A 17,377-nucleotide genomic window follows, 5' to 3' on the forward strand; every position below is an offset into this window, starting at 1 on the left:
CCCCCCCTCTCTAGCGCTCTCTCCCTCCGAGAGGGTTGGGGGGGAAGGTAGCTTTTAATGAGGACTGCGCTGTGCGTTCTACCGACGTTGTAATCATTGGCGCTGGCGCCGCAGGCTTGATGTGCGCGCTGACCGCTGCCGGACGTGGGCGCAAAGTGATGTTGATCGACCACGCCAACAAGGCGGGCAAGAAAATCCTCATGTCCGGCGGTGGACGCTGCAACTTCACCAACATGTACACCGAACCTAACAATTTCCTGTCGCAGAACCCGCACTTCTGCAAGTCGGCACTGGCCCGTTATACCCAGTGGGATTTCATCGCGATGGTGGCCAAGCATGGCGTGCCGTATCACGAGAAAAAACTTGGCCAACTGTTCTGCGACAACAAGTCCAGCGACATCCTTGAGATGCTCCTCGACGAGTGCCAGCAAGCGGGTGTCAGCCTGCACCTGGACACGTCCGTCGAGAAGATCGAGAAAACCGAATCCGGTTACACCCTCAATACCACCCTCGATGTGTTGCAGTGCCAATCCCTGGTGATCGCCACAGGCGGGTTGTCGATCCCGACCCTCGGTGCGACCGGCTTTGGCTATCAAGTGGCCAAGCAATTCGGGCATACCCTGCTGCCGACCCGCGCCGGGTTGGTACCGTTCACCATCACCGATCAGTTGAAAGCGATCTGCACCGAACTGTCAGGCACCTCGGTGGATTGCCTGGTGAGCTGCAATGACCAGAGTTTCCGCGAGAACATCCTGTTCACTCACCGCGGCTTGAGCGGCCCGGCGATTTTGCAGATCTCATCGTTCTGGAACCCTGGCGACACGGTGGAAATCAACCTGCTGCCCGACCTCGATGCCCTCGACTGGCTGCACACCCAACAGGCTGAACGACCGAACACAGAGCTGAAAACCCTGCTGGGTGAGATCTTCACCAAGAAAATGGCCAACCTGCTGGCCGAGCACTGGTTTGTGTCCAAACCCATGAAGCAGTACACACCGGGCGAGTTGGCAGAGGTGGCGGACAAACTCGCGTGCTGGAAGGTCGTACCGGCGGGCACTGAAGGCTATCGCACTGCCGAAGTGACCCTGGGCGGGGTGGACACGCGGGAAGTGTCGTCCAAAACCATGGAGTCGCTGAAAAGCCCTGGTCTGTATTTCGTGGGTGAAGTGCTGGATGTCAGCGGCCACCTGGGCGGCTTCAATTTCCAATGGGCCTGGGCCTCGGGTTACGCCGCTGCGCAGTACGTTTAACCCTCTGCGGTTGAAGACCGCGATGACGGCCCCATTATTTTGGGGCCGATGTGAACAGTGTCATTGCACTGTCGTCATAACTGGCTCAATTTAGCGAAACGACTCGCAAGGCAATGCCACTTCAATGTCATCGAAAACCTTTCGACACTCTCTGCGGCGCTTGTGGGCGCAAGACAAGTTCAGTTACAGCGTCCGGGTGTTTATCGCCCTGACCGGCAGCATGGCCTTTTGCTGGTATCAGAACGAGATGAAGCTGCTGATCCCGCTGTTTCTCGGGATCATCGCCAGCGCCCTGTCCGAAACCGATGACAGCTGGCAGGGGCGCCTGAATGCCTTGCTGGTGACGCTGGTGTGTTTCACCGCCTCTGCAACCACGGTCGAACTGTTATTCCCCTACCCGCTCTTAATGGTGTGCGCGTTGGCGCTGTCCAGTTTTGGCCTGACCATGCTGGGGGCGCTGGGCGAGCGCTATGGCGCCATCGCGTCGGCCACGCTGATCCTCGCGGTGTACACGATGATCGGTGTCGACCAGCGCGGCGGTGAAGTCACCGATTTTTGGCATGAGCCGCTGCTGTTGGTTGCGGGCGCCGCTTGGTACGGGGTGCTGTCGGTGTTGTGGCAGGCACTGTTTTCCAATCAGCCGGTGCAGCAAAGTCTGGCGCGGCTGTTCTGGGAATTGGGGCTGTATCTCAAGCTGAAGTCGTCGTTGTTCGAACCGATCCGCACGCTGGACGTGGAGGCCGGGCGCCTTGAGCTGGCGCGCCAGAACGGCAAGGTGGTGGCCGCGCTCAACACAGCCAAGGAAATCATCCTGCACCGCGTCGGTAACTCGCGGCCGGGTTCCACGCTCAGCCGTTACTTGAAGCTGTATTTCCTGGCCCAAGACATTCACGAGCGCGCCAGTTCTTCGCACTATCCCTACAACGCGCTGGCCGAAACGTTCTTCCACAGTGACGTGATGTTCCGCTGCCAACGCCTGTTGCGCCAACAAGGGAGCGCTTGCCAGCGCTTGTCCGAGTCGATCAAGTTGCGCCAGCCCTTTGTCTATGACGACAGTTTTGCCGAAGCGCTCAGCGACTTGCACGCGTCCCTCGAACACTTGCGCATCCAGAGCAATCCGGCCTGGCGCGGGCTGTTACGGTCATTGCGGGCGCTGGCCGCCAACCTCGGGACCCTCGACCGCTTGCTGAGTGACGCCAGCAACCCCGACACCCTTGCGGATGCCACCGACAGCAGCTTGCTGGACCGCTCGCCGCGCAACCTGAAGGATGTGTGGTCGCGTCTGCGCCAGAACCTCACGCCCACGTCGCTGATTTTTCGTCACGCCCTGCGCCTGCCGTTGGCGCTGTGCATCGGTTTTGCCATGGTGCACTGGATTCACCCGACCCAAGGCTACTGGATCATCCTGACCACGCTGTTTGTGTGCTCGCCCAGCTATGGCGCCACGCGCCGCAAGTTCAGCCAGCGCATCATCGGTACGGCCATTGGCCTGGCGGTGGGCTGGGCACTGTTTGATCTGTTCCCCAATCCGCTGATTCAGTCGATGTTCGCAGTCGCAGCAGGGGTGGTGTTCTTTATCTACCGCACCACGCGCTACACCTTGAGCACCGCGGCCATCACCTTGATGGTGCTGTTTTGCTTCAATCAGGTGGGCGACGGCTACGGGTTGTTCCTGCCGCGCCTGTTCGACACGCTGGTGGGCAGCGTGATTGCAGCCGCCGCCGTGTTCCTGTTCCTGCCAGACTGGCAAGGGCGGCGCCTGAATAAAGTGCTGGCTAACACCCTGAGCTGCAACAGCCAATACCTGCGCCAGATCTTGCAGCAATATGCGCAGGGCAAAAGCGACGATCTGGCCTATCGGCTGGCACGACGCAATGCCCACAACGCAGATGCGGCGCTGTCGACCACACTGGCCAACATGCTGATGGAGCCGGGGCACTTCCGTAAGGATGCGGACATGGGCTTCCGCTTTCTGGTGTTGTCCCACACGTTGCTCAGCTATTTGTCAGGGCTGGGCGCGCACCGCGACACGCAGTTGCCGGCCGAGGTGCGTGAACAGTTGATCGAAGGTGCCGGGCGCACGATTGCCGACAGCATTGACCTGATCGCCCAAGGTCTGGCCAACCGTCAGCCCGTGGCGGTGCAAAGCGATGACGAGGAAGCGCTGGCCAGTGCATTGGAGCAGATGCCCGATGACATCGACGAAAGTCAGCGCCTGGTGCAAACCCAACTGGCACTGATCTGCCGCCAGCTCGGGCCATTGCGCACATTGGCCGCGCATTTAATCAAAACCCCGTAAAGGCGTTTGGCGGCCTCTGGCGATCACGCCGGGTTACATGCCATGCGCCTTGATCAGACGCTCAAAGCTGCCGTCGGCTTTCATGGCGGTGATTTCACGGTCGAAATCCGCAACGATTTTGGCGTGATCGGGGTTCTGCAGGCTGACCAAAATATGCAGCTGGTTTTCGCTCAATGCCTTGGGCATAAACTCCACCGCATTGCGCACCCGCGTTGACTCACGCGCCAGCCGATAGCGCGCCACGTACTCGTCCTCCAGTGTCAGGCTGACTCGGCCCGCCACCAACATGCGCACAGCCATCGCAAAGTTATGCACAGGGACTTTGTTGAGGTGGGTGTTGTTGTCGAACTCGGGGGTGTAGGCGTAACCGGGCACGTAGGCGATGGCATAGCCAGTCAACTGCGCCAGCGTGTCGTAATTGACGGGAGAGTCTTTGCGCCGGATAAAACGCAGGCGGTTTTGCAGGTACGGCGCCGAAAACTGCCCGATTTTCAGACGGTCCTCCTTGAACCAGGCGTTGACCAGTACGTCATAACGACCGTTTTGTATCCCCTGCAACGCTCGCGCCCAAGGCACTTGCTCAAACCTGCTGGGATAACCTGCCCGCGAGAGGGCCGTGCTGACCAGATCAGTGGCCAGCCCACCATTGATCAGCGTGCCGTCGGTAAAAGGCGGCCAGAGATCGCCAACCAGACGCAGCGTCTCGGCGCTGGCGTGATGAGCCCATAAGGTCAATCCAGACACAATCAAAGCCCGACGCAAGCGAGACATGCAAGATCCTTATAGGTCTACCCACTATTATTTAGCTGCCAATTATTGGGGTTCATCCTGATCAGCGTCAGGGTATGAGAGACCTGACCACCTAAAGATAACCCCCAATCGCAAAAGGTTGATATTAAAAAGCCTTATCTGCTGACACTTTTACGCTTGGCCTGCTTTGCCATCACGCCTAGTATCTGGCGACCGCCACTTGTTCAGGACAACACCGTGACCACTGACTGGATCTGCAAACACCACTCCGACTTGGGTAAAGAACAGCTGTACGCCATTTTGAAGCTGCGCTGCGAAGTGTTCATCGTTGAACAGGAATGTGCCTATCTGGACATCGACGGACAGGATCTGGAAGGTGACACGCTGCACCTGATGGGCTGGCAAAACGATCAACTGGTGGCCTATGCACGCTTGCTCGACCCAGACTCCCATGCCGGGGATGTAGTGATTGGCCGGGTCATCGTGGCACCTCAGGCACGTGGACATAGCCTGGGCCATGACTTGATGGACCAGGCCCTGCTTAACATCAAAGAAAACTGGCCGCAGGAACCTGTCTTTTTGTCAGCCCAGGCGCACTTGCAATCGCTTTATGCAAAGCACGGCTTTTACGTCGCAGGCGAGCAATACCTGGAAGACAACATCCCGCATATCGGCATGCGCCTGGACGCCGACGATCAGGGGTAACCCAACACCTGCTTGATCTGATCCACATGCCCGGCGATCCACTGTTTATTAATCGGACCCCAGCTGCGGACCACGTAGCGCCCGGCGTGATTGCGGGCGCCGTCCTCTTGTTCGAATTCGCACAGGATGTCCAGATCAGCCAGCGCCGCTATTGTGTCCTGCGCCGTACGACGGGGCATGCCGGTCACCTCCGTGAGCGCCGGAACGTTGCTGGCCTGTTGGGTATCAATCAACCAGGCCACATACAGACGCCGGTAAAAGCTGCTTTTGGTTTTACTGACGTCCATTCATCACTCCGGTCACACGGTGGATTTTCGGTTGCGCGAACCTGTTCGCGGCTACCGGTAAAGTCAGGTTTTACTCTGCAGGTCACGCCACGTCAGGTACACCCGCAGGTCGAATTCCAGCTGGTGATAGTCGGGCAGCATGTACTCACACAATTTGTAAAACGCCTTGTTATGGTCCGACTCCTTCAAGTGGGCCAGCTCATGCACCACGATCATCTTCAGGAACTCGGGCGCGGCATCTTTAAACAGTGAAGCCACGCGCAGCTCTTTCTTGGCCTTGAGTTTGCCGCCCTGCACCCGTGAAATGGTGGTGTGCAAGCCCAGGGCGCGGTGGGTCAGGTCGAGGCGGTTGTCGAACAGCACTTTGTCAAAAGACGGCGCGTTACGCAGGTGCTCCTGCTTGAGTTCAAGCGCGTACACGTACAGGGCTTTGTCACTCTGCACTGCATGTTTGCGGGGATAACGCTCGTTCAGGTACGCACCTAACTGATCACGCTCGATCAAATGCCGTACTTGATCCTGCAAGGTCTGAGGGTATGCCTGGAGGTATTTGAGAGCAGTCATGGGGCCCGCGCGACGCGTAAAAAGTGCGCCAGTGTAGCGGCGCATCGGCCCTTACTTCCAGTGAACAGGGCTCAGCAAGGGCTGGGCGCTGATTAACGCATCATAAAAGCGGTACTGCTGACGCCCTGCCCGCTTGGCTTCGTACATTGCCGCATCGGCTGCGCGCATCAGGGTTTCAAGGCTCGTGCCACACCCGGGGGACAGCGCAATGCCAATACTGACCCCAAGGCTGACATCCAGCCCTTGTATTTGCTGGCGTACCGCAATCATGTCGATCAGTTGCCGGGCAATCTGCGCAGCTTCCTGCGCCTCAGTGACGTTCAGCAACAGGGTGAACTCATCCCCGCCGATGCGCCCCAAAACATCGCCGGGCCGGGCGCACTGCTCCAGCTGTTCGGAGACCCAACTCAGCGCACGGTCCCCGACTTCATGCCCCAGCGAGTCGTTGATACGCTTGAAACCGTCCAGATCCAGATACAGCAGCGCACGCAATTGAGTGTCCGCAGCGTCACGCATCAGCACGCCCTCAACGGAACGCTGAAAACCGCGACGGTTCAAGAGTCCCGTCAATGAATCCGTGATGGCTTGCAGTTCGAGTTGCTGATGCAAATGGCACACTTCAGACATGTCCAGCACCGTCACCACCATCGCGTGCTGTTGCCCCGACAACGGCGCACAGGACAGGGTGACAGGCAGCAGTTGGCCTTGGGCCGAGCGCAGGATTGCATCATGCACGCGATAGGTTTCGCCGCGCCGGTAACCATGATAGATCGCAGACTCATACCACTCGGGTACGTGGGGTTTTTGCAGGAAATCCAGCAGGGGCACGCCTTCCAGACCCGCTACGGAGACCTTGAGCAAGCGGGAAATGGCCGGGTTGGCGAATCGGATACGCCCGTCTTCGTTGACCACCAGAATGCCTTCGGCGGCATTTTCCAGTACCGAAGCATTGAACGCCTGGGCTATTTCCAGATCACGGCTCAAGCGGCGCAGCGCCCGGGCATTGCTTTGATGTTCCAGCAGCGCCTGCACTTTGGGTTTGAGGATTTGAGAATCGAAGGGCTTGAGCAAGTAATCGACGGCGCCGCACGCGTAGCCCTCGAGTACCGCGTCCCGGGATTGTGCATTGCCCGTGAGAAAAATAATCGGGGTGAGCCGCGTGCGTTGGCTGCCGCGCATCAGTCGGGCAACTTCAAACCCGTCCATGCCTGGCATGTGCACATCCAACAGCACCAGATCGACCTCGTTACTGAGCAACAACTCCAGGGCTTCTACACCTGACGTTGCCGTCAGAATGTGCCAATCCGCACGCTGCAACAGCGCCTGCATGCTGATCAGATTTTCAGGGTAATCATCCACTACCAAAAGCACTGAACCAGTCTCGACTGGTTTCTCGGGCACGCATTCCATGCTGCTTCTCTTTATGACTGTCCTGAACTCAGGAGAAAACCGGACAAAAATCGGGATCCAACTCTAAACCTGAGTATCACAAAGCAGAAGCGACCCACCGTCACACAATTACACATAGTTGTACTGAACCGACTAACGGTATAGCCATTAGTCCCTTTGTGTAAGGCAAGCCTTACAACCGCGGCCTATTTTTTGACGTCAATTAAACACCTGGTTATTTACTGGCACTACCGATCGTCCTATAAAGACCATCCCTCAAAGCCCTGGTCCAGACGCCATCAACGCGTTTGATGCCTGTAAGTGCCTCAGCTCAAGGCCCGAAACATGATCGATCTGGCAACCTGGAACCTGAGTGTTCCCGTCGGTAATCCCCCTACCACCATCGAGACACCGCGCCTGCTCAAGGGCTTCAAAAATATGTATTTCCACTCCGACTCCGGCACGCTTTTTTTCTGGGCGCCCGTGACCGGAAGCACCACCGTCAACGCCATTTACCCGCGCAGCGAATTACGTGAGACTCGCGCCGATGGCTCCCTGCGCAATTGGCTCTACCCCAGCGCCAACCATTTTTTGAACGCTACATTGACCGTCAATCAAGTGCCCTCCTCGGGCAAGATCGTGATCGGTCAAATCCACGCGTTTCAAAGCCAGCAGCCCATGCTCAAGTTTGAGTATCAATACAAAACCAGCAAACTCAGCGGCAATCTGGTGGCCAAGGTGCGCATACGCCCCAACGACACCACCATCAAAACCGTGACCGTAGCCGAGAATGTGCCCCTGCAAAAAAGCTTCACCTATGTGATCAATTTGACGCCCGACGGCACCTTGAAGGTCAAAGGCGCCAATAAGGTGTGGAGCACCCCCATCAGCGCCACGTGGCGCGACAAACCGTTGTACTTCAAGGCAGGGGTGTACGTGCAAGACAACACGGGCAACAGCAAGGAAGGTGGACAAGTCACGTTCAGCAAGCTGGACATCGACCACAACGCGCTTTGAGCAAAACGTTGAGCTGCAATGCGGCTCTACAGTCATGGCTTTTGGTCACGTCGGGGTAGGCCAGATGATGTCTAAATGATGCGAATCAACGGACTCATCCTCGGTCGAAAGTGGGATATTTGCTTATGTAAATGAAGGGCACTTCTGAGATGGCGGTATCCCCTCAGGCATTGCTTGCGGCACTGAAAGTCGCAGGGCTATCTTCTGGAGTCGCCGAGCGGCCTGGCCCAATTGATGCTTCCAGTGGAATCGACATGAAGAAAAAGCGCGACGATCACCTGCACGATGAAACAACTCGGCGCCTGCTTGAAGACCTCAACGCTACGCCTGCCCCGCTGGACGAACTCAACCCGACCCAGGCCGCCGAGGTCAGCCCGGCCTCGCCTTTCGCCGTACGCAGTGATGTGCGGGCGCTGGAGGCCCTGAAGCATATGTCGATGATGCTTAAAAGCGCCGAAGAGGTTTCGGACGAGATCACCGAACGCGCCAGCGGCATCGAACGCGGGCTGATCTGGTCGATGCTGCACTCTGTCGAGATGACCCGCTCGCTGGTGGATGCACTGCTCAGGGGCAATGGCGTCGATCCTGAGTCGTTATAGCCACCTCACCCGCGCCTGCACCCGATGGGCTGTCAGCGCCTACAAAAAAGCCCGCATCGCTGCGGGCTTTTCATGTCGCGCAGGTCTTAGTTGACCTTGGCGTTCAGCTCACCCTTCAGGTAACGCTGGTACATGGCTTCCAGAGAGATCGGCTTGATCTTCGAAGCATTACCGGCGGTGCCGAAGGCTTCGTAACGGGCGATGCAGACATCACGCATCGCCGTCACCGTAGCGCCGAAGAATTTGCGCGGGTCAAACTCGCTCGGGTTGGTAGCCATCAGGCGGCGCATGGCGCCAGTCGATGCCAGACGCAGGTCGGTGTCGATATTGACTTTGCGTACGCCGTGCTTGATGCCTTCAACGATTTCTTCAACCGGCACGCCGTAGGTTTCTTTGATGTCGCCGCCGTATTCGTTGATGATTTTCAGCCACTCTTGCGGCACCGAGGACGAACCGTGCATCACCAGGTGAGTGTTCGGAATGCGTTTGTGGATTTCTTTGATCCGGTCAATCGCCAGCACGTCGCCAGTGGGTGGCTTGGTGAATTTGTACGCGCCGTGGGAAGTACCGATGGCAATCGCCAGGGCGTCCACTTGAGTGCGTTTTACAAAGTCAGCGGCTTCTTCAGGATCGGTCAGCATTTGGCTGTGGTCCAGAACGCCTTCAGCGCCGATGCCGTCTTCTTCACCAGCCATACCGGTTTCCAGCGAACCCAGGCAGCCCAGCTCGCCTTCTACCGACACACCGCAAGCGTGAGCCAGCGCAACGGTTTGCTGAGTAACGCGCACGTTGTAGTCGTAGTCAGTCGGGGTCTTGCCGTCTTCGCCTAGCGAGCCGTCCATCATCACCGAGCTGAAGCCCAGCTGGATCGAACGCTGGCACACGTCAGGGCTGGTGCCGTGGTCCTGGTGCATGCACACCGGGATATGCGGGAATTCTTCGATAGCGGCCAGGATCAGGTGACGCAGGAACGGAGCACCTGCGTATTTGCGCGCACCGGCCGAAGCCTGAACGATCACCGGGGAGTCAGTCTTGTCAGCGGCTTCCATAATGGCGCGCATCTGCTCAAGGTTGTTGACGTTAAAAGCTGGAACGCCATAGCCGAATTCGGCGGCGTGGTCCAGCATCTGGCGCATGCTGATAAGTGCCATTGTGCGTGTCTCTCCCGGACGAGGGTCGTTAATCGTGCAAGCCTGCCGGAGCGGCGGCTGCTATTCAAGTTTTTGCAGATCGGGGGTAACCGGCCTGCGAGTAAGTAGCATCGTCTGTCGTCGTTGCCGCAGTCTGTTCAAAGCCCATCACTGAACCGGCAACGCCTACAGGTCAAAGCGTTACGGGCACCCGCGCTCTTTAGAAGGCGTGGGTGACTCGTATTTCTCAAGTGCCTCAGGCCCTGATCGTTTATTGACCAATGGCACGCTCTGCGCCTGCCAGTCAGCCTGGTAGCAGCCGCTCTCTTCAGGCGTGGCCGCTTCAGGCGCTGGCTTGTTCGAGCCGGAACAACCGGCCACCAAGCCTGCAATCATCAACAGCGGTAACAACTTGAGCATGTCCATGCTTCCTTTCAGGGCCTGATTCACGTTCAGGCTTTCGCGCGGCTTTCCAGGACTTCCACGGCAGGCAATACCTTGCCTTCAACGAACTCCAGGAATGCGCCGCCACCGGTCGAGATATAAGAAATCTTGTCAGCAACACCGTACTTGTCGATGGCGGCCAGCGTGTCGCCCCCACCGGCAATCGAGAACGCAGCACTGTCAGCGATGGCGTGGGCCAGCACTTGGGTGCCATTGCCAAACTGGTCAAATTCGAACACGCCCACCGGGCCGTTCCACAAAATGGTTTTGGATGACTTCAGCAGCTCGGCAAAGTGCGCAGCCGTCTGCGGGCCGATGTCCAGAATCATGTCGTCTTCTGCCACGTCAGCAATCAGCTTGACGGTGGCTTCAGCGCTTTCGGCAAATTCCTTGGCCACGACCACGTCGGTCGGCAGCGGCACATTGACCTTGGCGGCGATGGCGCGCGCGGTGTCCAGCAGGTCGGGTTCGTACAGCGACTTGCCCACCGGGTGGCCCGCTGCAGCGAGGAACGTGTTGGCAATGCCGCCGCCCACGATCAGCAGGTCGCAGATCTGGCTCAGGCTGTTGAGCACATCCAGCTTGGTCGACACCTTGGAGCCCGCGACAATCGCAGCCATGGGTTTGGCCGGGGCGCCCAGCGCTTTGCCCAGGGCTTCCAGTTCGGCAGCCAGCAACGGTCCTGCAGCCGCAACCTTGGCGAACTTGGCCACGCCGTGGGTCGAACCTTCGGCGCGGTGCGCAGTGCCGAAAGCGTCCATCACAAACACGTCGCACAAGGCCGCGTATTGCTTGGCCAGTTCATCAGCGTTCTTCTTTTCGCCCTTGTTGAAGCGCACGTTCTCAAACAGCACGATGTCGCCGGCTTTCACGTCAACGCCATTGAGGTAGTCGCTGACCAGTGGCACTTCACGGCCCAGCGCCTTGCTCAGGTAATCAGCCACGGGCTTGAGGCTGTTTTCGGCCGAAAATTCGCCTTCAGTCGGGCGGCCCAGGTGCGAGCAGACCATGACCGCCGCGCCTTTCTCCAACGCCAGCTTGATGGTCGGCAGCGAAGCAAGGATGCGCGCATCGCTGGTGACAACACCGTCCTTGACTGGGACGTTGAGGTCTTCGCGGATCAGTACGCGCTTACCTTGCAGATCGAGGTCGGTCATCTTCAACACGGTCATGGGTCGCAGTTCCTGAGTTTCTAATGTTAGAGAACGGTTTTTGGGTGAGTTACATGCAGATAGTGCTCTGCCACATCGATCATTCGATTGGCAAAGCCCCATTCGTTGTCGAACCAGGCCAGCAAGTTGACCAACCGGGGGCCGGACACACGGGTCTGGCTTGCATCGACAATCGCTGAATGCGGGTCATGGTTGAAATCACAGCTGGCATGGGGCAATTCGGTGTACGCCAACAGGCCTTTAAGCGGACCGCTGGTGGCGGCTTCGCGCAACATGCGGTTCACTTCCACCGCGTTGGTGTCGCGCGCGGTAATCAAGGTGATATCAAGGCACGACACATTCAAGGTCGGAACCCGTACGGCTTTGGCTTGAATTCGGCCCGCAAGTTCCGGCAGCAAACGTTCAATGCCTTTCGCCAGACCGGTGGACACCGGAATCACTGACTGAAACGCCGAACGTGTACGACGAAGGTCTTCGTCATGGTACGCATCGATCACCGGCTGATCGTTCATCGCCGAGTGAATGGTGGTAATCGACACGTACTCCAGACCGAACGCCTGATCCAGCAGACGCAACAGCGGCACGCCGCAGTTGGTGGTGCAGGACGCATTGGAGATCAGCCGCTCGGTGCCGGTCAGGGTGTGCTGGTTCACGCCGTACACGATGGTGGCGTCGGCATCTGCCTCGCTGGCCATCGGTTGCGAAAACAGAACAGCGGGGGCTCCGGCGTCGAGAAAACGCTGGCCGTCCGTACGGGTGTTGTAGGCACCGGAGCATTCCAGAACCAGATCAACGCCCAGCGCGGCCCAGTCAATTCCTTCAGGAGTGGCACTGCGGAACACTTTCACGCAGTCGCCATTGATGTGCAGGCAGTCGCCTTCGATCCGTATCTCGCCGGGAAACCGGCCATGCGTGGAGTCGAAGCGCGTCAAATATTCGAGGCTGGCCATATCGGCCAAATCATTCAGGGCAACAATTTCAAACCCGGCAGCAGCTCCCCGCTCAAACAACGCACGCAAGACGCAACGACCAATGCGGCCGTAGCCGTTGAGTGCAACTTTGTAAGGACGCGGTTGAGGCATGGGGTTCTCTTATTCAAAACCTGTCGTCGCCGCCGAAGACTGCGATCAGGACCGCGGGCCCTTCAAGGAAAAGGGTGCCTGCGGCAGCGACTAAGGGGATCGCGGCGGCCAGAGGCCGCCGCGTGGAGCTTTAGTCTTCCAGCAGTTCGTCAGCCTGACCCAGGATGTTTTCCAGGGTGAAACCAAACTCTTCGAACAAGGCAGGCGCAGGCGCCGACTCGCCGTAGGTGGTCATGCCGATCACACGACCTTCCAGGCCGACGTACTTGTACCAGTAGTCTGCGTGGGAGGCTTCAATGGCGATCCGCGCGCTGACCTGCAACGGCAGAACCGACTGTTTGTAGCCTGCGTCCTGCGCTTCATACACGCTGGTGCACGGCATCGAAACAACACGTACCTTGCGGCCTTGCTCGGTCAGCTTCTCGTACGCCTGAACCGCCAGGCCGACTTCCGAACCCGCCGAGATCAGGATCAGCTCAGGCTCGCCTGCGCAGTCCTTGAGCACGTAACCACCGCGGTTGATGTCGGCAATTTGCGCGGCATCACGGGTTTGGTGGTTGAGGTTCTGACGCGAGAAGATCAGCGCAGACGGGCCGTCCTTACGCTCCAGTGCGAACTTCCAGGCCGCTGCGGATTCCACCGCATCGGCTGGGCGCCAGGTGTCCAGGTTCGGTGTGGTGCGCAGGCTGGTCAGTTGCTCGATAGGCTGGTGCGTCGGGCCGTCTTCACCCAGGCCGATGGAGTCGTGGGTGAACACGTAGATCACGCGCTGCTTCATCAGGGCCGACATGCGGATGGCGTTGCGGGCGTATTCCATGAACATCAGGAAGGTTGCGCCGTAAGGCACCAGACCGCCGTGCAGGGCCACGCCGTTCATGATGGCGCTCATGCCGAACTCGCGTACGCCGTAGTACACGTAGTTACCGCTGGCATCTTCTGCCGACACACCTTTGCAGCCTTTCCACAGGGTCAGGTTGGAACCGGCCAGGTCGGCCGAACCGCCCAGCAGTTCAGGCAGCAACGGACCAAATGCGTTCAGGGTGTTCTGGCTGGCTTTACGGCTGGCGATGGTTTCGCCTTTGGCCGCTACTTCATTGATGTAGGCAGTGGCCTTGGCATCGAAGTCAGCGGGCAATTCGCCGCTCAGGCGACGGGACAGCTCGGCCGCCAGCTCCGGGAACTCGGCTGCATAGGCGGCGAAACGCTGGTCCCACTCGGACTCAACGGCAGCACCGGCTTGCTTGGCGTCCCATTCGGCGTAGATCTCGGCCGGGATTTCAAACGGGCCGAAGTTCCAGTCCAGTGCCTTGCGGGTCAGGGCGATTTCATCGTTGCCCAGCGGAGCACCGTGGCAATCTTCTTTGCCCTGCTTGTTCGGCGAACCGAAACCGATCGTGGTTTTGCAGCAGATCAGCGTTGGCTGGTCGCTTTTGCGTGCGGTTTCAATCGCGGTCTTGATCTCTTCCGGATCGTGACCGTTGACGTTACGGATCACTTGCCAGTTGTAGGCTTCGAAACGCTTTGGCGTGTCGTCGGTGAACCAGCCTTCGACTTCGCCATCGATGGAGATGCCGTTGTCGTCATAGAAGGCAATCAGTTTGCCCAAGCCCAACGTACCGGCCAGCGAGCCGACTTCGTGGGAAATGCCTTCCATCATGCAGCCATCACCCAGGAACACGTAGGTGTGGTGATCGACAACAGTGTGACCAGGACGGTTGAACTGTGCGCCCATGACTTTTTCTGCCAGGGCAAAACCCACGGCATTGGCCAGACCCTGACCCAACGGGCCGGTGGTGGTCTCAACGCCCGGCGTGTAGCCCAGCTCCGGGTGACCCGGAGTGCGGCTGTGCAGCTGACGGAAGTTTTTCAGGTCGTCGATCGACAGGTCGTAGCCGGTCAGGTGCAGCAACGAGTAGATCAGCATCGAACCGTGGCCGTTGGACAGCACGAAGCGGTCACGGTCAGCGAATGACGGGTTGCTCGGGTTGTGCTTCAGATAATCGCGCCACAGTACTTCGGCGATATCCGCCATGCCCATCGGGGCACCCGGGTGGCCGCTGTTGGCTTTTTGCACGGCATCCATGCTGAGTGCACGAATGGCGTTGGCACGCTCACGACGGCTGGGCATCGCTGTTCTCCTGGGAATTGATAAATAAAAACGAATCGGAAAAAAGGCGAGCATTTTCCCTCAGGCAGCGCCCTCGGGCAATGACAGATAGTCACTTGAGCCGTTTTTCCTGTGCTTAACCGTTCAATCTGTTGAGGTTTGGACCGCGGCGCTCGTCATTACACTTAACCGGTCCGACAAACGTGCCACTTATCGACCAATATCAAAATGTTTTGATATTGGCCTTGCGACGACAGAACGGGGTAACTAGACTGCGACCCCATGAACTTACGCGTGCCTTCAATTCGCCATGACGATTGCGATGAGCTCTCCGCCCTGTGCAAGGCTGGAGGCGACCCGCTGCGACTGAATGTGCTGCGCGCGTTAGCCAACGATTCATTTGGTGTGCTGGAGCTGACACAGATATTCGCCACCGGCCAATCCGGCATGAGCCATCACCTCAAGGTGCTGTCGCAGGCCGGGCTGGTTGCCACACGGCGCGAAGGCAACGCGATCTTTTATCGCCGCGCCCTGCCTCACACCGAACAATTGGGCGGCAAGTTGCACGCCGCGCTGCTGGAAGAGGTCGACAACCTGACCCTGCCCGCTGACGTACAGGCACGTATCAGCGCTGTACACGGGCAACGCGCTGCCGCTAGCCAGGACTTTTTCTCGCGCATTGCCGAGAAATTTCGCGCCCAGCAAGACCTGATTGCAGGCTTGCCGCAGTACCGGGACAGCGTATTGGCATTGCTCGACAAGTTGAGCTTCACTGCGCCAGCTACTGCGTTGGAGGTTGGCCCCGGCGATGGCAGCTTTTTGCCTGACCTGGCTCGGCGCTTTCATCAGGTCACGGCACTGGACAACAGCCCGGCGATGCTTGAACTGGCACGTCAGGTGTGTGAGCGCGAATCACTGAACAACGTCAGCCTGATCCTGGCCGACGCGCTCAACGGTTCGCAGATTCAAGTCGATTGCGTGGTTGTGAACATGGTCCTGCACCATTTCGCCGCACCGGCTGAAGCAGTTAAGCAACTGGCCACCTTGCTGCAACCTGGCGGTAGCCTGCTGGTAACAGAGTTGTGTAGCCATAATCAGGCGTGGGCCCGCGAGGCGTGCGGCGATTTGTGGCTAGGTTTTGAACAAGATGATCTGGCCCGTTGGGCCACCGCTGCGGGACTCGTTCCCGGGGAAAGCCTCTATGTAGGCTTACGTAATGGTTTCCAGATTCAGGTCCGCCACTTTCAGCGACCTTCTGGCGACACTCACCATCGGTAAATATTAGGAAACCGTCGAGATGAGCGAATACTCCATTTTCACCTCCGAGTCCGTGTCTGAAGGGCATCCGGACAAAATCGCCGACCAGATTTCTGACGCGGTGCTGGACGCCATCATTGCTGAAGACAAGTTCGCCCGTGTGGCGTGCGAGACTCTGGTGAAAACCGGCGTAGCGATCATCGCGGGCGAAGTCACCACGTCGGCCTGGGTTGACCTGGAGCAGATCGTTCGTGACGTGATCACCGACATCGGCTACACCAGCTCTGACGTCGGCTTCGACGGCGCGACCTGCGGCGTGATGAACATCATCGGCAAGCAGTCCCCTGACATCAACCAGGGTGTTGACCGCGCCAAGCCTGAAGATCAGGGCGCTGGCGACCAGGGCCTGATGTTTGGCTATGCCAGCAACGAAACTGACGTGCTGATGCCAGCACCGATCACCTTCTCGCACCAGTTGGTTCAACGTCAGGCCGAAGCCCGTAAATCCGGCCTGCTGCCTTGGTTGCGCCCGGACGCGAAATCCCAGGTTACTTGCCGTTACGACAATGGCAAGGTAGTGGGCATCGACGCTATCGTGCTGTCGACCCAGCACAACCCGGATGTCAGCGCTGCCGATCTGCGCGAAGGCGTAATGGAGCTGATCGTCAAGCACGTGCTGCCTGCCGAACTGCTGCACAAAGACACCCAGTTCCACATCAACCCGACTGGCCAGTTCATCATCGGCGGCCCGGTGGGCGACTGTGGCCTGACCGGTCGCAAGATTATCGTTGACACCTACGGCGGCATGGCCCGTCACGGCGGTGGCGCATTCTCGGGTAAAGACCCGTCCAAGGTTGACCGTTCGGCGGCTTACGCCGGTCGTTATGTGGCCAAGAACATCGTGGCAGCCGGCTTGGCTGAGCGTTGCGAGATCCAGGTTTCCTACGCAATCGGCGTCGCTCAACCGACTTCGATTTCGTTGAATACCTTCGGCACTGGCAAAATTTCTGACGAGAAAATCATCAAGCTGGTACGTGACGTGTTCGACCTGCGTCCTTACGCGATCACCAAAATGCTCGACCTGCTGCACCCGATGTACCAGGAAACCGCAGCTTACGGCCACTTCGGCCGCACGCCGCAAACCAAAACAGTTGGCGACGACACCTTCACCACGTTCACGTGGGAGCGCACTGACCGCGCTGAAGAGCTGCGCGCTGCTGCTGGCATGTAAGTAAGCCTGCTGCATCCAAAAGCCCCGGACAGGCAACTGTCCGGGGCTTTTTTGTATTCGCTGACGGGCGCATACCCACCCAGAAACACCCGGT

General features: G+C 58.5%; 15 protein-coding genes and 1 pseudogene. 7 read left to right on the plus strand and 9 right to left on the minus strand.

Translation table 11 applies throughout. The features are described from left to right. The first annotated feature begins 71 nt into the window (after window positions 1-71). Window positions 72-1,250, plus strand: a complete 1,179-nt coding sequence (locus tag CJF39_RS00090) for an NAD(P)/FAD-dependent oxidoreductase (RefSeq protein ID WP_094991590.1) — start codon at window positions 72-74, stop codon at window positions 1,248-1,250. Window positions 1,251-1,374: 124 nt separating this feature from the next. Continuing rightward, entirely contained in the window at window positions 1,375-3,549 is a 2,175-nt protein-coding gene (yccS, locus tag CJF39_RS00095; RefSeq protein ID WP_094991591.1) for a YccS family putative transporter, read from the plus strand. A gap of 33 nt (window positions 3,550-3,582) precedes the next feature. On the opposite strand, the gene CJF39_RS00100 is transcribed toward yccS, so the two are convergent. Beyond that, window positions 3,583-4,320, minus strand: coding sequence for a substrate-binding periplasmic protein (locus tag CJF39_RS00100; RefSeq protein WP_094991592.1), 738 nt, complete (start codon window positions 4,318-4,320; stop codon window positions 3,583-3,585). A 216-nt stretch (window positions 4,321-4,536) separates the two neighbouring features. On the opposite strand from CJF39_RS00100, the gene CJF39_RS00105 reads away from it, so the two are divergent. Beyond that, window positions 4,537-5,004, plus strand: coding sequence for a GNAT family N-acetyltransferase (locus tag CJF39_RS00105; RefSeq protein ID WP_094991593.1), 468 nt, complete (start codon window positions 4,537-4,539; stop codon window positions 5,002-5,004). On the opposite strand, the gene CJF39_RS00110 is transcribed toward CJF39_RS00105, so the two are convergent. The 3 genes and pseudogenes from CJF39_RS00110 to CJF39_RS00120 form a co-directional block, all read right to left on the minus strand. Then, the gene (locus tag CJF39_RS00110) at window positions 4,995-5,291 is read right to left on the minus strand and encodes a winged helix-turn-helix domain-containing protein (protein WP_094991594.1); all 297 of its coding nucleotides are present in this window, start codon (window positions 5,289-5,291) and stop codon (window positions 4,995-4,997) included. The two genes, CJF39_RS00105 and CJF39_RS00110, sit on opposite strands and share 10 nt — an antisense overlap. A 63-nt stretch (window positions 5,292-5,354) precedes the next feature. Beyond that, on the minus strand, window positions 5,355-5,855 hold the full coding sequence (locus CJF39_RS00115) for a M48 family metallopeptidase (protein WP_094991881.1): 501 nt from the start codon (window positions 5,853-5,855) through the stop codon (window positions 5,355-5,357). Between the two features lie 99 nt (window positions 5,856-5,954). Continuing rightward, window positions 5,955-7,265: pseudogene (locus CJF39_RS00120) on the minus strand (diguanylate cyclase domain-containing protein); the annotation flags it as partial. A 324-nt stretch (window positions 7,266-7,589) separates the two neighbouring features. Here CJF39_RS00120 and CJF39_RS00125 point away from each other — a divergent pair. Next, window positions 7,590-8,261, plus strand: coding sequence for a polysaccharide lyase family 7 protein (locus tag CJF39_RS00125; RefSeq protein WP_094991596.1), 672 nt, complete (start codon window positions 7,590-7,592; stop codon window positions 8,259-8,261). Window positions 8,262-8,515: 254 nt separating this feature from the next. Continuing rightward, window positions 8,516-8,860 (plus strand): hypothetical protein, encoded by a 345-nt coding sequence (locus CJF39_RS00130; RefSeq protein WP_094991597.1) that lies wholly within the window; start codon window positions 8,516-8,518, stop codon window positions 8,858-8,860. Between the two features lie 86 nt (window positions 8,861-8,946). On the opposite strand, the gene fba is transcribed toward CJF39_RS00130, so the two are convergent. The 5 genes from fba to tkt form a co-directional block, all read right to left on the minus strand. Next, window positions 8,947-10,011 (minus strand): class II fructose-bisphosphate aldolase, encoded by a 1,065-nt coding sequence (fba, locus tag CJF39_RS00135; protein ID WP_047278209.1) that lies wholly within the window; start codon window positions 10,009-10,011, stop codon window positions 8,947-8,949. Window positions 10,012-10,191: 180 nt separating this feature from the next. After that, window positions 10,192-10,410 (minus strand): hypothetical protein, encoded by a 219-nt coding sequence (locus CJF39_RS00140; protein WP_048375396.1) that lies wholly within the window; start codon window positions 10,408-10,410, stop codon window positions 10,192-10,194. Between the two features lie 32 nt (window positions 10,411-10,442). Further along, on the minus strand, window positions 10,443-11,606 hold the full coding sequence (locus CJF39_RS00145) for a phosphoglycerate kinase (RefSeq protein WP_094991598.1): 1,164 nt from the start codon (window positions 11,604-11,606) through the stop codon (window positions 10,443-10,445). 26 nt (window positions 11,607-11,632) lie between these two features. Continuing rightward, window positions 11,633-12,688, minus strand: a complete 1,056-nt coding sequence (gene epd / locus CJF39_RS00150; protein ID WP_094991599.1) for an erythrose-4-phosphate dehydrogenase — start codon at window positions 12,686-12,688, stop codon at window positions 11,633-11,635. 130 nt (window positions 12,689-12,818) lie between these two features. Then, window positions 12,819-14,816, minus strand: a complete 1,998-nt coding sequence (tkt, locus tag CJF39_RS00155) for a transketolase (RefSeq protein WP_094991600.1) — start codon at window positions 14,814-14,816, stop codon at window positions 12,819-12,821. Between the two features lie 261 nt (window positions 14,817-15,077). Between tkt and CJF39_RS00160 the strand changes: the two genes are divergently transcribed. Both CJF39_RS00160 and metK read left to right on the plus strand, forming a co-directional pair. Continuing rightward, window positions 15,078-16,073, plus strand: coding sequence for an ArsR/SmtB family transcription factor (locus tag CJF39_RS00160; RefSeq protein ID WP_094991601.1), 996 nt, complete (start codon window positions 15,078-15,080; stop codon window positions 16,071-16,073). 19 nt (window positions 16,074-16,092) lie between these two features. After that, window positions 16,093-17,283 (plus strand): methionine adenosyltransferase, encoded by a 1,191-nt coding sequence (gene metK, locus CJF39_RS00165; protein ID WP_094991602.1) that lies wholly within the window; start codon window positions 16,093-16,095, stop codon window positions 17,281-17,283. The last annotated feature ends 94 nt before the right edge of the window (window positions 17,284-17,377 follow it).

This window comes from Pseudomonas lundensis, assembly GCF_002269125.1.
Classification (GTDB): domain Bacteria; phylum Pseudomonadota; class Gammaproteobacteria; order Pseudomonadales; family Pseudomonadaceae; genus Aquipseudomonas; species Aquipseudomonas lundensis_A.

Bases quoted from the DNA above. Each gene is read 5' to 3' on its own strand.
- CJF39_RS00130 (WP_094991597.1), top strand. From the start codon at position 8,516: ATGAAGAAAAAGCGCGACGATCACCTGCACGATGAAACAACTCGGCGC.
- fba (WP_047278209.1), bottom strand. From the start codon at position 10,011: ATGGCACTTATCAGCATGCGCCAGATGCTGGACCACGCCGCCGAATTC.
- tkt (WP_094991600.1), bottom strand. From the start codon at position 14,816: ATGCCCAGCCGTCGTGAGCGTGCCAACGCCATTCGTGCACTCAGCATG.
- metK (WP_094991602.1), top strand. From the start codon at position 16,093: ATGAGCGAATACTCCATTTTCACCTCCGAGTCCGTGTCTGAAGGGCAT.
- CJF39_RS00160 (WP_094991601.1), top strand. From the start codon at position 15,078: ATGAACTTACGCGTGCCTTCAATTCGCCATGACGATTGCGATGAGCTC.
- epd (WP_094991599.1), bottom strand. From the start codon at position 12,688: ATGCCTCAACCGCGTCCTTACAAAGTTGCACTCAACGGCTACGGCCGC.
- CJF39_RS00110 (WP_094991594.1), bottom strand. From the start codon at position 5,291: ATGGACGTCAGTAAAACCAAAAGCAGCTTTTACCGGCGTCTGTATGTG.
- yccS (WP_094991591.1), top strand. From the start codon at position 1,375: ATGTCATCGAAAACCTTTCGACACTCTCTGCGGCGCTTGTGGGCGCAA.
- CJF39_RS00115 (WP_094991881.1), bottom strand. From the start codon at position 5,855: ATGACTGCTCTCAAATACCTCCAGGCATACCCTCAGACCTTGCAGGAT.
- CJF39_RS00100 (WP_094991592.1), bottom strand. From the start codon at position 4,320: ATGTCTCGCTTGCGTCGGGCTTTGATTGTGTCTGGATTGACCTTATGG.
- CJF39_RS00145 (WP_094991598.1), bottom strand. From the start codon at position 11,606: ATGACCGTGTTGAAGATGACCGACCTCGATCTGCAAGGTAAGCGCGTA.
- CJF39_RS00125 (WP_094991596.1), top strand. From the start codon at position 7,590: ATGATCGATCTGGCAACCTGGAACCTGAGTGTTCCCGTCGGTAATCCC.
- CJF39_RS00140 (WP_048375396.1), bottom strand. From the start codon at position 10,410: ATGCTCAAGTTGTTACCGCTGTTGATGATTGCAGGCTTGGTGGCCGGT.